A 15314-nucleotide genomic window follows, 5' to 3' on the forward strand; every position below is an offset into this window, starting at 1 on the left:
AGGCTTGAGATGTTGGTTGGGGATATTCAATGGCTTTCTGCAAAGACGTTGGGGGGGTGGGCGATCGAGACCGACGCACCAGGCAAGCCCGTCGATATTTCATTAAGGAATGCTGTTTCTGGCGAAATAATTACACAGACCTCTTCGAGCCAAGCAAGTTTACCGTCTCCATATGGGGATTGCGCGCACTTCGAGATTCCCATTGAACCGGATACATATCGAGCTCTGCTGCGGCTCATTTGCGACGGCGTGCGCGATATCGGGGTGCAGATATCATTCGCGGGCCGATCTCGTTCCCTCATCGTCGGTCACCATCTTTATCGTGTCTTGAGAAAGGCCGCGATGGCGGAAAGTCTCGTCAAATTTGATGTTGGCCCTGTTGTTTCGGTGCGTGACGACGCGCGCGTTTATTTAAGAGGTGGCACAAATAGTAATCTCGTGCATCTGAATGCCACCCAGCCGTTGGAGGATGATGTTCTGAGGTATTGGGTGGAAAATATAGAGGCGCTGGCGGCTTCCGCGAAGGCTGTTTCGGCAAATCTTCTGGTTCTTGTTGTGGCGGCAAAGGAAGTCGTGGAATTTGCCGGGGGTGATTTCGAGGTGTCAGCTGCGCGTCCTGTATATCAGGTGTTTAACGCGTTGAGTCCTCTTGCTAGATCTAGTTTTTTATATAATCATTCTGCTTTGTTGCAGGGGTTGCCACACCAGCGCAAATTCTTATCAAATGATACACATATGAACGCGCTTGGGGCTTATGTAACGGGCTGCTCGTTGCTTGAGAGGTTGCGTGTTCCTCCGTCCTTGTGGCCTAAAATTGAAGACATAGGTTTTTTTGTTGCTGACTTCAAGGGTGATCTTGGTACAAATACCAAGAGCCAAACACATGCTGTAGCCTTACAATTCCATGCTTTGGCTCCTTATGTCAGCGGAGTTGGTGATTTCGAGACGTCAAATCGCAATAACATATTTGGTCTGCCGCAGACGTTGCGGATTCATGGGCATTCGACGGCCGTGATGCTTTCGCTTCTTCTGGGTCAGGCCTTTTCACAAAATTCGCATGACGGACAGATCATTCCCGTGTCCCATGATATTGAGCCAAACGAAAATGTTGTCATCGTGATTCCGGAGAGATATTTGGCTCGAGCGCGAAATTCGAAATATAAGGGGCAAGTATATAAGTCGTAGACGGCGTGGTCACATTGATGCGTGCGTCGAAAGTGGAGGCAAAATCCACCGATATCGCGTATGAGGTCCGTCTATGACGGTGTCTGCCGAATGCGGCGCAGCGTGGCAAATACGGGGGATCGTGGGTCATGGCGTTGCGGGTCGCTGTCATCGGGGGCGGGTGGTATGGGTGTCACATGGGCCTTTCGCTCAAGGGGCTCGGCTTTGACGTCCAGATTTTTGAGCGGCACGATCGACTGCTGAATGAGGCGTCCGGAAACAACCAGTTCCGCCTCCATCTGGGCTTTCACTATGCACGCCACCACGGCACGCGGCTGCAGTCGCGCGACGGCTTCATGCGCTTCATGGAGCGCTATCCCAATCTCAGCCGCGAGGTGGCTGAGAACATCTATGCCGTCCCCCGCGAGGACAGCCTGATCGATTTTCCCACTTATCGTCTGGTGATGACGGCGTCGGGCCTGGAATTTCGCGAGCTGCGTGAGAATTCAGCCGGGTTGCGCGGCGTCGACGGCATGCTCCTCACCGGCGAGCGTGTGTTGCTGATCGAGCGGGCGCGTCAATATTTCAAGCAGAATCTCGATGGGGTTCTGCATCTCGGAACCGAAGTTGAATCGGTGGAAAGTGTCGGCGCGCACGTGGTGGTGAACGGGGAGCCGTTCGATTATCTGATTGATTGCACGTGGGGCCATCGAGGCGGCCTGCCGATCCGCTTTTTCTACGAGCCGACGATTCTGCTCTATTATGAATGCGACGTGCCATTTCCGGCCGTGACCATGGTGGACGGCCCGCTGTGCTCCGTTTATCCGACGGAGGATCCGAACATATATACGCTGTCCAGCGTGCCCCATACCCCCCTCGGCCGTTTCGACAGTTCCGCCGAAGCCCGAGCCGCTCGGGATGCCGTGACCGGCCATGTGGTGGCCGAGAAATGCGCGGCGATGGAAGATCAGATTTCGCGCTATCTTCCCGATTTCAGGGATCGCTTCCGCTTCCTCGGGCCGCAGCTTGCCATCAAGACCAAGCCGGTGGGCAAGTTCGACGATCGCAGCTGCTACGTTTTCCGCCGCGGACGGGTTTTCACGGTGATGTCAGGGAAGATCGATACCATTTTCTTTGCGGTGGAACGGGTCCTGAGCTTCATCGAAGCGGGTGCCGGAGATTATTCCGAATTCGGCGGAAGCCTGCTGCGCCAGGAGATCGCCGCGGCGGCTGGAGGGGAGCGGTGATGCAGCAGGCGCTGATCGGCCACACGGGATTCGTCGGTTCCAACCTGCGCGCGCAAAGTGCCTTCGATGCTGGCTTCAATTCCTCCAACATAGGCGACATTCGCGGCCGGCATTTCGATCGGATCGTGTGCGCGGGTGTCAGCGCCGTCAAATGGTGGGCGAACCAGAACCCGGAACAGGACCTCGCGGGAATCGAGCGCCTGATGGCCGAGCTGGAGCATGTCGAGGCCGACCTGTTCACCCTGATCTCGACCGTGGACGTCTACGGGCGGCCGATCGGCGTGAGCGAAGATGCCCTGCCGGAGCGGCAAGGGCTGCACCCCTACGGCCTGCATCGCTTGCAGCTGGAGGATTTCGTCGCCGCTCGCTTTCCCAACCACCGCATCGTGCGCCTGCCAGCCCTCTTCGGCACCGGGCTCAAGAAGAACGCCATCTACGATCTGATCCACCAGAACCGGACCGAGGCGATCAACCCGGACGGGCGGTTCCAATGGTATCCGCTGGACCGGCTCTCGGCGGATCTGGCCCTGGTGGAGCAGAGCGATATTCCCCTGGTCAATTTCGCCACGGAACCGGTGTCCATGGAGGACATCCGCGCGCGCTTCTTCCCCGGCGCCTCCCTCGGGCCGGCTGCGCCAGGCGCGGGGCTCTATGATTTTCGCACCCTGCACGCCGCGCTGTTCGGCGGGGCGGGGGGCTATATCCTCGACAGGCCCGCGGTATTCTCCGCGCTGGAGCGCTTCTTGCACGCAGAAATCAGCCGCACACAAGGTCAGCCGGCATGAAATTCGGGGTGAGCAATCTGGCTTGGGCGAAGGAGGCGGAGCCGCGGGCGATCGCGCTGCTGCGCGCAAAGGGCTTTTCCGGCATCGAGGTGGCACCAACCCGGATCGCCGACTGGGATGCGCTCGGCGACGCGGACCTGCAGGCGTTCCGGCGTCGCTGCGATGCCGACGGCATCGTGGTGAGTTCGCTCCAAGCCATCTATTTCAATCAGCCCAAGGCGCAATTGCTGGGATCCGCCGAGGATTTCAAGGTGATGTGTGACCACACCCGGCGTGTGGGCGAGATCGCGGCTGCGCTTGGCGCGACGGTCGCGGTCTTCGGGGCGCCTCGCAACCGGCTTAAGGGGGACCTTTCGGCAGCGGACGCCGAGGCGCTCGGTGCGGAGCGCTTCGGTCTCCTCGGCGACATCGCCGGTGGCCACGGACTGACCCTCGGGATCGAGCCGGTACCGGAATATTATGGCGCCGATTTCCTGACGCGGGTGCGCGATGTCGCCGCGATGGTGGAGCGGTGCGCGCATCCCAACATCCGCGTCCATCTGGATTGCGCCTGCATCATGCTGGGCGGGGACGATCCGGTGCAGGCGATCCGGGATTATGCGCGGCTGACGGTGCATTATCATTGCGCCGAGCCGGATCTCGGCCCGTTTAGCCATCCGCGCTGCGACCATGCCGGCGCCGGCGCCGCCTTGCGCGCGGTGTCCTATCCCGGATGGGTGGTCATCGAAATGCGCCAGCAGGGGAATGATGGGCTGGATGCGCTCGACGAGGCGCTGTCTGTTGTCGCCGGCGTCTATCGGGGAAGTTGACATCGCGCTGTAGGGAGCGATGCCTCCGTTCGTCTGTTTCTGAGCCAGACACAGCGAGCCTTGTCGTAAGTCAGGGCGAGCGATAAATTAAGATTTGATCTGTTGAGGTTGCCGACGATGACGAAAGAATTTGAAAGCGTCGTGGCCATGCCCTCGAATTGGGACGAACGGATCCTCCATCATCTGGCCAATAATGAAGTTGCCGCCGCCCTCGAACTGGCCCGCGCTGCCGTCGATGCGCGGCCCGAGTGCGAGCAGGCGCACGGCTTGCTTGGGGATGCTTTGTGGAAGAGCCGTGAGCCGCTTGCTGCGGCACGCGCTTTTGCAAAGTCACTAGAAATAAATCCCACGCAACACGTGTGGCAATATCGCAAAGCGGTCGTTCTTGCGTACGAACAAAAGGCCTTCCATCTTGCCTCGTCGTTGGGACGGCAGGCGCTCTCGTACTTTCCGGAGGACGCGACGCTCACGGGTTTCCTTGGATTATCTCTGTACGCCGAGGGGCCGGACGATGGGGCGATGAAGCTTATTCGTCGCGGTCTCAAGCTCGATCCAGATTTATTCGGAAGCTTCTACGTTTCCTATGCCTTCATCCTCGAGGGCAGCGGCAAGATCGAACAAGCCAGGGAGGACTTCGGGGAGGCCATCGCCGAGTTGAAGCGACGGCCGGGCGGTCAGCAGGCCCTCGGCTCTGCCTATTTCGCTTTGGCTCAACTGCTTCATAAAGCCCGGCATTTCGACGCCCTGCGACCGGTTCTTACCGATATGCTGGAGGCTCGACCCGACCTCGAGACTGCAGTCGAGCATATGATGCTCGATGCATACGGACAGTTCGGCGACGAGCATGAAGAAGAAACGGATGTGGCGCGTGGATGGTCTGAGCAGGTCCGTCAACGCATCCTTGCAATACTTGCGGGCACTGCCGCGGCGCCGCTGGGCGCGGGGGAAGCTACCGCGCCCCGATCCGCGGGGCTGGCGACATTATTGCAAGGATTTCGTTTCTTTTGTCCCACAAGCCTGAGCGAGGCTGACCGCGCGACATTGTTGGAACTGGGGATTGCGCCTGCATTTCTAGATGCCGCTGCCGCCGGTCCGCGCAACTTGGCTGCGTCGTCGCTGCGCGATGGCGGCGAAGGGGCCTGGTGGTCTGATCCGGCTGCCGAACCGCGTGTCCGAGATGTGCTGGAGAGTGTCTACGGCCGGGCGAAGCCGGTCCTTTCACCCTTTAGCGGAAATGTCGGTTTTTCTACGCACAGCCTTGCGCCGGAATGTTTTCTGCTGAGCGAGGGTGGCAATGTTTGTCTGGTCATCCAGTGGACGGATACCGATCAAGCTTCGGCCGACCATTGCTGGGTGTTCCCCGCCAAGGGAATCGTGATCGCTTTTCCATTCCAGCGTGTTCAGCCTAAATCTCTCTTTCCGCAATTGTTTGGGGTTTTTTCAGCCTTGCTTGCGCGCGAAGACGAGTTTAGGGCCTATCTTTCGGCGCCTCCCCGTACGATTGCCGTCAGCGAGTTCATGTGCCCGCACATTGGACATTATATTTGGAATTGCGTCTCCGGCTGGGACCCGTTCTTCCGCCATGGCGGAGCGGCACTCACAGATTTCTATGTGGTACATGATCATGTTCGAATGCTGGGCAGCGTCGGCGAACTCTATGAAGACGAGGTGGCAAAGTCCCCCCTCGGCGTTAAGGCGCTGCGGCCGAACGAAGATCCTGTAGATCTGATCCTCCGGCATGGCGCGCTGCTGCTCACCATCAAGAACCGCTTTGTTTCCGCCGATCTCGCCACACGTGTGGTGAAATGGGCTTATCGCAATTGCTCCGAAGAGTTCCTGACAAAGGCGCGTGCTTTCCGGGCGTCGTGCGAGCCCATGGTGCTGATCACTATCCGTCTCGACAATCGATGCTGGGTCGAGCAGGGCACCGGGTGGATCGAACTCATCAAGGCACTCAAAGGGGAGTTTCCGCGCATCGGCTTCTTGCTGGATGGCCTCAACAGGGGCACCGTGCAAGGCTGGACCCATGCGCTGATGTCACTGGAGGCGGAAGAGAAAATCTCGGATCCCATCGTCGATGCCTGCGGCGATGACGGCCGGATTTTCAATTCCATCGGCTGCACAATCGCGGAGAGCCTCGTGTTGGCGGACCTGGCGGATTGCTTCATCGCGCCCGTGGGTGCTGGCATGGCCAAATATCGGTGGATCGCAAACCTTCCAGGCGTTGCATTTTCCAACGTTGCGTTCTCTCAGGCCCAGAGCTTTGACGGGCGCCTGTATGATCATTTCCGCGAAGGCGCGGTCGCCGCTGTCCATGTGGCGCCCGAGGACGTGCGTGACGTGCAGGAGCGGCTCGGCGTTGCCTCGCGGGCGAATTTCAGTATGGATTGGCAGGCACTGCACCGGCTTGCAGTGCCTTTCCTCGCCGACCTGCTGGCGGCAAAGACGGTGCCGGACGCCTGAGTGCATCGGCAGCGGCCGCTACCTCTCCAGATATGCGAGTCCCGGATCCCTTTCGCTCGAACCCACAACCCGCCCGATCACGGCCCTGTTTTGTTTGTCGGCGTCTTGAATTGCGATGCCCGGCACAGGGCCGACGGCAACATTGGCGCCGATTGTTATCGACTTGGAGACCCTGACGGGGATTTCCGTCCCAGATGTTGCGACAACAATAGACCGGCCGGTCATTGGGCAGGGATAGGCGACCGGGACGATGCCGGCGAAGCTGGTTTCGCCACCCTCACCTTGGCGCGCCAAGCGTACGCCGGTTCTGTTGGAATTTTGTGTGCTTGCCATGACGGAACCTGCCTGCAGCGTGGTGGCCGTGGCATCCATGAGGGTGTTGAGACGCATGTTCAGCGTGCCGGGAACCTCCAGTGTCACCCGTCGCTCGGCCCGGGTGAAATAGGCCGTTGAGGCGAAGGGGCCGCCAACTCCTGCGAGCACTTCTTGGCAGGCGCCTGCGTACTGCTTCAGGATATTGAGCAGCCCGTCGCCGCTCATGCGGATGCCTCCGGTATTGGCGGCGTAATTATTGGAGCGGTCGATGCGGAACAGGCCCGCGGCACCTTTGACGACCGCCATCGTATTGGGCCAGATGCTGTCGAATGTCACACCTTGCATGGATTGCAGGTCAATATAGGCATTCCATTTGCACCCGCCTTGCGGCTGGAAGCGGGGGTCCTGTCCCCACCAATAGAAATTCTCGAATCGAACGGAGAGGATGAACCGCCGCGCGCCGCGATCGGGCGAATTGGTCGGGCGGATATTGCCGTCCGCTATGGCGGCGCAGCCGGTGCTTTCCCAATTGGGCTGGATAATCGTTGAGCCTTGCATGCACATGCCGGGGCTCGGCAGACCCGGTTCGCACCAGACTGTATAGGGGGCGAACCCGAAATTGGACTTCAGCATTGCGGTGTTCAGGAAGCTCTGAGGATGCACGCTCACGTGCGCCCAGGCGGAGGCGATGATCTCGACCGCGTCCCAGACGTTGTCGCCGAACAGCACCTTCATGGGTTCGCCGTTGCGGATGCCGATGAAGTTGCTGACAATCCACAGCCGGCGCAGCGTCGTGTGATCCGCCAGCCAGTAAATTCCAGTGTTGAATCCCTCTATGAACAGATCTTCCATGTCACGCCGCGGTCCGCCGCGGATGCCGCTCATCATGACAGGAACGCCGGCAACTTTCGGACGCATCCCAGGTGTCAGCTTGCTATCGGGCATGCGAACGTGAAAGTCACGAAAGTGGCCGTGGCAATATGTGCCGCCATCCGAATACATGCCGCGTAAATTGTCCATATTTCCGGTGGGATCGCCGCACGAGAGAACAAACCCCGATGGACCGAAATCGCGGATGGGCTCAAGATAAGAAGAGTAGATGCCGTCTCCTACAATCGAAACCACATTGGAACGTATATTATCACGTCGCGAAAGCACCGGCACGATGATGGGCTGGTCGGTCAGGCAGTGGCCAGGCGGCAAACGCACCGTGCCGCCGCCCTGTTCGGCGGACTTGACGGCGGCGATGATGCCGAGGCTATCCATCTGAAGAGCTGCGGCTTCGGCATCGGTAAATGGCGCATAGAATGTAATCTCCGTGCCGCGATTGGCGGGAGATTCTGCGAAATTTGAGGTGGCGGCCTTGAGTGGTGTCGTCGATGCGGCGGACAGCGTTACGATGCCGGTCCTGACATCCACGCTTTCCACCTGTGTTCCATCGGGTATGCCGGGACCAAAGACTTGCATGCCCGCCCTTATGTTGGCGAGCCAAGGCCAGGAAAACGTCAGGTCCGTCCCGGCCGCGACGACGCCCACATTTCCCGACAGGCGCACCTCCTGCGTCGACGGGTTGACCAGTTCGACATAGGTTCCTGCCGGAATTCCAGCGCCGGTGACCAGCATACCGGCGGTGATGCCGCCGACATCCTGGAGATAGAGCGCGAATCCGCTTGTCAGGGTGCCTTGCGTGTCGGCGAGAAGGTCGGCTTCGAGTGGCTGTGCGAGTGTGATGATGCCTTTCGGCAGATCCGCCTGGGCAATGGGCACGCCGCCGCGCGGTGTCCCTGCCTGCCTGACCTCAAGTCTACTGCCAGGAACAAAGGTTCCTGGGAGGGCCGCTGGCGCTATTCGCACGCGCGTTGACCCTGCAAGCCCCGCAACTTCGAGGGACAATGTCGAGCCCGCGGGGATTGCCGCCGTCGCGGCCGGCGATACTGTCACGCGTGCGACATCGACGCTGCGGACAAACGTCTGAGCCGCAAGACCGGCGCCCGCGATAGCGGTACCCGAGCGGATGGCGCCGGGAGGGCTGCTCAAGGTGATGGTCGCGGACCCGACCGGGACGGGCGCCGCGACAGTCAGCACAAGTGGCGCCGTCTTCACCGGAGTTCCGACGCCCTGTACGTCAAAAGTGATTGGCGTGCCCTTGGCGATCGGCTCCGCCGCCGGCGGGGTGATGGTCAGTTGCGAGGTGAACACCTGATCCACCACGGTCCCGCTTTTGAGCCCTTCTCCCGTTACCGGGGTGCCGTCGGGGATGCCCCAGGGCCCGGTAAAGCTCAAGACGGCCTTGCCTGCAGCCGTCGCCTGCGTCGTGGTCAGCACGAGACCGGACTTCCGCGATACCGAGAAGGCCAGGGTCGTGGTGCCGGGTGCGGCGTCCAAAGAGACAGGCAGGTTGAACAGGGTGCCATAAGGATAAGAGGCAAGAGCCGCATAGGGCTTTGCGCCGAACTCGTTCGTCCATCCGGTGAGCTCAGCCAGTGTTGCAATGCCCAGAGCTGCCTGCGCCGAATGAAACTTGCCATCGCAAACCGCCCCATAGTCTCGCGCATCGAAGCGGTCGGCCGCGCGGGCAGACGTCGTGCGGGGCAGCGCTCCCTTCGGGGGCAGGGTGCGGCCGGACGACAGGTCCGGCGGAACCCAGTGGTGGCCATCCCAGACCTGCGGCGCGGTCGGGATATTCGACTGCGGTTCCGATTGTCGCGCCGCCGGACCTTCGGCACGCGCGCTAGCGAGCAGGCACAGCAGCCCGGCACAGGCAATGGCGATCCGTATTCCGAAGATGGCGGTGGTGCCGGGGGGATAGGGCATGTGCGGTCCGTTCCAAATCCGGTTGCACGTTAGCGGATCGCCCATGCACAAGGGAGGGGCCGCCGCCGCATTCGGCGCGCACCAACGGATGTCCGGAAAGCGCGTCGCGCCTCACGAACGGGAGTATCAACAAGCGTGCGACCTTCGCACCTCAGCCTATGCCGGCGCGTAGGAGGTCATGCATGTGAAGGAGGCCGACCGGCTTTGTGCCCTCGCTGATGACGAGAACCGTGATACGCCGCTCATTCATCAAGGCGACGCATTCGCTCGCGAGCGTGGACGGTGGCACGCTCACCGGCGACTTGGTCATGAACGTGCTGACAAGGCCCGCGAGATCGCCTTCGGTCACTGCGCGCCGAATGTCGCCGTCGGTCACGATTCCCCGAAGGCTGCCGTCCTCCGCCTTCACGAGCACGCAGCCAAGCCGGCCCGCGCTCATGGCAAGGAGAACCTCGGGCACCGGCGTATCCGGCGTCACCACGGGCAGGGCAGGGCCGGAATGCATCAGGTCGGCGGCGCGGATCAGGATCGTTCCGAGTTTTCCGCCGGGGTGGAACACCTTGAACTGCTCCGGCGAGAAGCCGCGCCGCTCCAGCAGCGTCACGGCGAGCGCATCCCCCATAACCAGCTGAAGGGTGGTGGAGGTGGTCGGGGCCAGCTTGTTCGGGCAGGCCTCCTCCGCCGAGGGAAGAATGAGCGCGACGTCGCTTGCGCGCGCGATCGTGCTGTCCTGCCTCGAGGTCAGCGCGATCATCGGAATGGAAAAGCGCTTGCCATATTCGATGACGGGCCGGAATTCCGCGGTTTCGCCTGACCAGGAGACGAGGATCAGCACGTCGTCCTTCGTCACCATACCGAGGTCGCCGTGGCTCGCTTCCGCCGGATGCATGAAAAAAGACGGGGTGCCGGTCGAAGCCATGGTGGCGGCGATCTTGCGGGCGATATGGCCGCTTTTGCCCATGCCGCTGATGACCACGCGGCCGCGCGAGGCCATAACCAAGTCGACAGCCTTCTCGAACGCGGCGCCGAGCGGTCCCAGCAGCATCGCCCCCAATTGCGCGAGGCCGCGCGCTTCCAGTTCGACGGCCCGCACTGCGGACGCCAAGGTGGCGCTTATCCTCTCCGGGGCGGTGGTGGCAGATAAACGCAAGGTCTTCGTCTCTTTTATCATTGCCCGCGCCGATCGAGGCGCCTTCGTTGCACAATAGCCTGTCGGGCGGCTGAGGGCGGGCGCGAAAGGACGCGCGCCGCTGCCGCGTCAGATAGGGCCATGCGGTGCGGCCCGGCTTCTTTCCAGCCCGGTCCTCGTGGCTCGATTGTGGGCGGAATTCGCAGGCCGCCAAGCCTTGCGCGCCGCCGCACGTGCAGATTCAGCGAACGCACAAAGGACCCAGGTCGAAAACGTACTGAGCCTTTCGCGGATTCACAGGGTATTTTATGGCAGCAGTTTGCACTGCGATCAAGGCGCGGTGCCCCCCGGAAGGGCGTTACCGCCTCGCGGAGCGATGCCGTGGTCCGTCAGGTCTTGAACAAACATGACATCCTCATGACTGACCTGCCGCAATCACATCTCTGGCCCCCCATGCTTTGGTCCCAGGCGACCGACGAGGGTGGCAGTCATGAAAACCGAAATCATCGAGCGCCTGGGGCAGGGCGACATCCTTCTCCCCGCGCTTATCGCCGAGGGCCTGCGCGCGAATGACCAGGTGAAGGCGCGCCTCAGCGTGCTCCAGGGTGCCGGACGCCATGCCCGCACGCCGCAGGCAGCGCCGTTCGACCTGGCGGAGGAATGCCGGGCCGCAGGGCTCGACGCGGCGGCCATGGAGGCACTGATCGGCGCGGCCGCATTGCTTCCCGAAGGGCGGGTCCATGCGCCGGGCCTGGGCGATCTTGGCCTCGCCATCTGGAATGATGTGGAAACCATGGCGCGCTGCGTGGCCGCCGGCGACAAGGTGGAGGGCGATGCCGGCCTCTCCCGGCTGGGGGGGCTCAAGGCGGCGCTGCCGCTCGGCGTCGAGGATACCCTGGATCTCGCGCTGATTTCCCAGCTGACCGGCCTGTCGGAGCATGGTGGCGAAAGCCTGCACCGGCTGGTGATGGATTTGCACAGGGCGCTCAATCGCCTGTCCGCGCTGCATGCGGAAGAAGTGATTGCCGGCGCCCATGCCTTCGGGCTGCTGCCTGAGGATCGCCCGGCGGTCGAAGCCTTCATGCGGGGACTAGATTCGACGCAGGCACTCAAATTCGATCATCCGGGCCTGTCCACCACCGCGGCGCGCTCCGGCACGCGCCTCACCCTTCAGAATGATATCGGCGAGACCGACGCTCATGTGGTGGTGATCTCGGTGGAAGGCGGGGCCGTCACCGTCACTTATACCGACGTGCATCTGGCACGGGCCAAGTTCTTCACCGGCCTGTTGCGGGATTTCCCCGCCCAATGGAGCGGGCTGGAGCGCAAGAGCGGGGAGGCGCTCGGTGATGACGGCGTGTTCTATCTCGTTACCGGCCGTTATCCCTATGGCGATGCGGCGGCGCGCGACGCCTTTCTGGCAGAGGTCGGCGCCTCGCTCGTGTTCCTGATCGACTGGAACAAGGCGCGCAAGGTACTGCGCAACTGGGTGACCAAGGCCGACGCGGTGCGAGTGCTCGATTGGGCGGCGCGCAACAAGGTGGGGCAGCGCGGTTTCCTGGAGCTGGGCGGCAGCGAGCTTGTGGCCGCCGCCGTCCATCACGCGGCCCCGACGCGCATCGGCTTCGGGGAGCGGCTCGACGCCGCGCTGGGGCGCGATGCCGCCGTGGATTTTCTTAAAACGGTTCTGAAGGTCTCCGCGCAAGCCTTGCTGAACGGCAGCTCGGTGCGGCTCGCGCGCGATCAGATCGAGGCCGATCTGGTGCGGCACATGCAGCGGGTCGAGGCTACCTTGCTGGCGATCGTGGTGCGTCAGGCGGGGTTGGCGCGGGAAGTCGCCGTCGCCATCGCTCATGGGATTGCGGAGCAGCAGGCGGAGCGCCCGTTCGATCGCGACCGCTTGGCGAACGCGGCGCGGCGAATCGAGGAAAAGGCCGACCGCATCGCCCTGGAGGCGCGCAATACCGCCGCGCGGTTCGATGCCGATCCGGCCATCGTGCGCCTGGTGAACAGCATGGAGGAGGCGATCGACGAGCTGGAGCAGGCCGCATTCGTCGCCTCCCTGGTGCCGGACGGGCTTCCTTCCGCTTTGCTGAAGCCGCTCGCGGACCTGTGCGCGGCGGCGGTGACGGGAGCGGGGGCCGCAGCCAGTGGCACCCTTGCTGCCGCCGATGTGCCGGAGGGGCAGCGCATCGAGTCGGAAGACGCATTGGCCGCCGTGGGCCGGCTGATCGAGCAAGAGCATGCGGGTGACGCGGCCGAGCGGGCGGTGACCGCTCTGGTGCTTACCGAGACCTACGATCTGAAGACCGCGCTCGGCGCGCTCGATCTCGCGCGGACCCTGGAACGCGCCACCGACCGGCTGGCCGCCTTCGGCCATGTGTTGCGCGAGCATGTGCTCGCCGATCTTTCAAAGTGACTAGGAGGGTATGATGCACATCGCACGCATCGGTGGCGGGTCCACCGCGACACCTTCCGCCGACATCATCGGCGCCAAGGCCGCCAATCTGGCGCGCATGGCGGCCCTGGGCCTGCCGGTTCCGCCCGCCTTCGTACTGCCGGTGGATCTGTGCGCCGCCATCGTGCGGGGTGAAGACAATGCCCTGCACAAGCTCAAGGACGGGCTTCGGGAGGGTCTGGCGTTCCTGGAGCAGGCCACTGGAAAAGTGTTCGGCGACCGGCGCCAGCCGCTTCTGGTCTCCGTCCGGTCGGGCGCCGCGCGGTCGATGCCGGGCATGCTGGATACGGTGCTGAATGTCGGCTGCACCACAGAAGCGGTCCAGGGTCTGATCCGCACCAGCGGCAACCCGCGTTTCGCCTGGGATTGCCGGCGCCGGTTCCTGGAGAGCTTCGCCGACGTCGTGCTGGGGGCGGATGGCGCGGCGTTCGCCCATGCTCGCGAGACCATCACGCGCGCCGAGGGGGCAGCGAGCGAGGCGGATCTGGACGGCGAGGCGCTGGAGCGGCTGGCGGGCGCGTATGAACGGCTGATCGACGCGGCGGACCTCGATCTGCCGGGCGATCCGCAGGCGCAGGTCGAGGCGGCGGCGCGTGCGGTCTATCGCTCCTGGACCAGCGATCGCGCCACCACCTATCGCCGGCTTCAGCAATTGGAGGATCTGCAGGGCACGGCGGTGACCGTTCAGGCGATGGTCTATGGCAATCGCGGCCTGTCCTCCGGCGCGGGCGTCGCATTCTCCCGCGACCCCTCGAGCGGCCGGGCCGAGCCGGTGATCGACGTGCTGTTCGGCGCCCAGGGCGAGGATGTCGTCTCCGGCAGCCGCACCCCGGACACCGAGGCCGCGATCCTGCGGGCGGCGCCCCAGGCAGCGCGCGATCTGCGCACGCGGCTGGCACAGCTGGAGCAGGCCTTTCGCGACATCCAGGACGTGGAATTCACCATCGACGAAGGGGTGCTCTGGATTCTCCAGACCCGCGCCGCCAAGCGGACCCCGCGCGCCGCCCTGCGATTCGCCATCGATCTCGTGACCGAGGGCCTCATCTCCCCGGCCGAGGGGCTGGCCCGGCTCGCCGACGTGGACCTCGCAGGCCTGGTCACGAAGCGGCTGGTGAATGTGAGCGCCCCCGTGGCGCGCGGCATCAGCGCATCGGTGGGGGTTGCCGTCGGGCGGATCGCCTTTGATTCGCAAAGCGCGGTGCGCCTTGCGGCCGCCGGGACGCCGGTGGTGCTGGTTCGTCCCGATACCAGCACGAGCGATGTGGCCGGGTTCGCGGCGGCGAATGGCATCGTGACGGCGGTGGGCGGGCGCACCGCCCATGCGGCGCTGGTGGCGCGTCAATTGGGCAAGCCCTGCATCGTCGGCTGCGCGGCGTTGAAGATCGATGCCGTGGCCCAGACGGCGCTGGTCGGAACCACCCTGCTGCGCCAGGGCGACTGGCTGACCCTTGATGCCGATGCCGGCGCCTTGTTCCTCGGGCAGGGACGGGTGGAGCAGGAGCGCCCCGAGGCCGAGCTCGCCGAAATCGAGCGCTGGCGGAGCGAGGTGCAGCCGGTCGCATGAATGCTTCGCGCCAGCTATTCCGAGCGGTTGGATTCGCGGCCCCGGGATCGCGGCGGATCCTCACGTCCAGCGAAGGGGAGGTGCTCTGATGCGGTGGCAAGCCTCGGGACAGGCCGGTGCGCTTAGGTGCCGGTGGATCATTCCAAACGGGTGATTCAGACCAATATGGAGACAATCATGACCACGGTCACTTCCGCCCCCACCTCCGCCGCCGCCCGGATCGCCCAGCTCAAGCAGGCCTCGGCTGCCGCCGTCGCTGCCAAGGCCGCTGCCGCTCCCAAGCCGGCGACCGTTCCGGCCGTTCCGGCCAAGGTGGCCAGCCCCGACCTGAGTGCCATCAACAGCGCCGCCGCGACCCTTCAGTCGAACCTGGCGACGCTCGCTGCGACCCCGCTGCCGACCGCTCCGACGCTGCCCGGCAAGGCCTGAGCCAGGTTCGGGTTTAGGCCCCGAACTTCAGGTAGCAGCGTCAAGTTCAGGGCAATCTCGATGAACGGGGGCGGCATGCACGGCTTCGTTCATCGACCTTCGCGGGCGGTTCACCCAAGGCCAATCACGGCTTACCG

10 protein-coding genes are annotated in these 15314 nt (G+C 63.2%); 8 read left to right on the forward strand and 2 right to left on the reverse strand.

Annotated elements, in window-relative coordinates:
• Nucleotides 1-9: 9 nt before the first annotated feature.
• The 5 genes from V5G24_RS10355 (at nucleotide 10) to V5G24_RS10375 (ending at nucleotide 6468) form a co-directional block, all read left to right on the forward strand.
• Nucleotides 10-1185, forward strand: coding sequence for an alginate O-acetyltransferase AlgX-related protein (locus V5G24_RS10355; protein WP_394082982.1), 1176 nt, complete (start codon nucleotides 10-12; stop codon nucleotides 1183-1185).
• 176 nt (nucleotides 1186-1361) lie between these two features.
• Complete coding sequence (locus V5G24_RS10360; RefSeq protein WP_509292309.1) at nucleotides 1362-2411, forward strand: FAD-dependent oxidoreductase; 1050 nt, start codon at nucleotides 1362-1364, stop codon at nucleotides 2409-2411.
• Complete coding sequence (locus tag V5G24_RS10365) at nucleotides 2411-3196, forward strand: NAD-dependent epimerase/dehydratase family protein (protein WP_394082978.1); 786 nt, start codon at nucleotides 2411-2413, stop codon at nucleotides 3194-3196. The genes V5G24_RS10360 and V5G24_RS10365 overlap by 1 nt, the downstream gene beginning before the upstream one ends.
• 8 nt (nucleotides 3197-3204) lie before the next feature.
• Complete coding sequence (locus V5G24_RS10370; protein ID WP_394082976.1) at nucleotides 3205-4005, forward strand: sugar phosphate isomerase/epimerase family protein; 801 nt, start codon at nucleotides 3205-3207, stop codon at nucleotides 4003-4005.
• Nucleotides 4006-4122: 117 nt separating this feature from the next.
• Nucleotides 4123-6468, forward strand: coding sequence for a tetratricopeptide repeat protein (locus tag V5G24_RS10375; RefSeq protein ID WP_394082974.1), 2346 nt, complete (start codon nucleotides 4123-4125; stop codon nucleotides 6466-6468).
• Between the two features lie 18 nt (nucleotides 6469-6486).
• On the opposite strand, the gene V5G24_RS10380 is transcribed toward V5G24_RS10375, so the two are convergent.
• Entirely contained in the window at nucleotides 6487-9642 is a 3156-nt protein-coding gene (locus tag V5G24_RS10380; RefSeq protein WP_394082972.1) for a hypothetical protein, read from the reverse strand.
• 106 nt (nucleotides 9643-9748) lie between these two features.
• Complete coding sequence (locus V5G24_RS10385) at nucleotides 9749-10702, reverse strand: KpsF/GutQ family sugar-phosphate isomerase (RefSeq protein WP_394082970.1); 954 nt, start codon at nucleotides 10700-10702, stop codon at nucleotides 9749-9751.
• Between the two features lie 514 nt (nucleotides 10703-11216).
• Here V5G24_RS10385 and V5G24_RS10390 point away from each other — a divergent pair.
• From V5G24_RS10390 to V5G24_RS10400, 3 genes are all read left to right on the forward strand, one after another.
• Nucleotides 11217-13145 carry a hypothetical protein gene (locus V5G24_RS10390; protein WP_394082968.1) on the forward strand — a complete coding sequence of 643 codons (1929 nt, stop codon included), beginning with the start codon at nucleotides 11217-11219 and terminating at the stop codon, nucleotides 13143-13145.
• Between the two features lie 13 nt (nucleotides 13146-13158).
• Nucleotides 13159-14748: a PEP/pyruvate-binding domain-containing protein gene (locus tag V5G24_RS10395; RefSeq protein ID WP_394083096.1), complete on the forward strand. Its 1590-nt coding sequence runs from the start codon at nucleotides 13159-13161 to the stop codon at nucleotides 14746-14748.
• Nucleotides 14749-14925: 177 nt separating this feature from the next.
• Nucleotides 14926-15177 (forward strand): hypothetical protein, encoded by a 252-nt coding sequence (locus tag V5G24_RS10400; RefSeq protein ID WP_394082966.1) that lies wholly within the window; start codon nucleotides 14926-14928, stop codon nucleotides 15175-15177.
• Nucleotides 15178-15314 lie beyond the last annotated feature (137 nt).

The organism is Roseixanthobacter finlandensis (assembly GCF_043195105.2).
Lineage (GTDB): Bacteria > Pseudomonadota > Alphaproteobacteria > Rhizobiales > Xanthobacteraceae > NCEH01.

Excerpts from the sequence above, each read along its gene's own strand:
- V5G24_RS10355 (WP_394082982.1), top strand. The coding sequence starts at position 10 with ATGTTGGTTGGGGATATTCAATGGCTTTCTGCAAAGACGTTGGGGGGG.
- V5G24_RS10360 (WP_509292309.1), top strand. The coding sequence starts at position 1,362 with ATGGGCCTTTCGCTCAAGGGGCTCGGCTTTGACGTCCAGATTTTTGAG.
- V5G24_RS10365 (WP_394082978.1), top strand. The coding sequence starts at position 2,411 with ATGCAGCAGGCGCTGATCGGCCACACGGGATTCGTCGGTTCCAACCTG.
- V5G24_RS10375 (WP_394082974.1), top strand. The coding sequence starts at position 4,123 with ATGACGAAAGAATTTGAAAGCGTCGTGGCCATGCCCTCGAATTGGGAC.
- V5G24_RS10380 (WP_394082972.1), bottom strand. The coding sequence starts at position 9,642 with ATGGGCGATCCGCTAACGTGCAACCGGATTTGGAACGGACCGCACATG.
- V5G24_RS10390 (WP_394082968.1), top strand. The coding sequence starts at position 11,217 with ATGAAAACCGAAATCATCGAGCGCCTGGGGCAGGGCGACATCCTTCTC.
- V5G24_RS10395 (WP_394083096.1), top strand. The coding sequence starts at position 13,159 with ATGCACATCGCACGCATCGGTGGCGGGTCCACCGCGACACCTTCCGCC.
- V5G24_RS10400 (WP_394082966.1), top strand. The coding sequence starts at position 14,926 with ATGACCACGGTCACTTCCGCCCCCACCTCCGCCGCCGCCCGGATCGCC.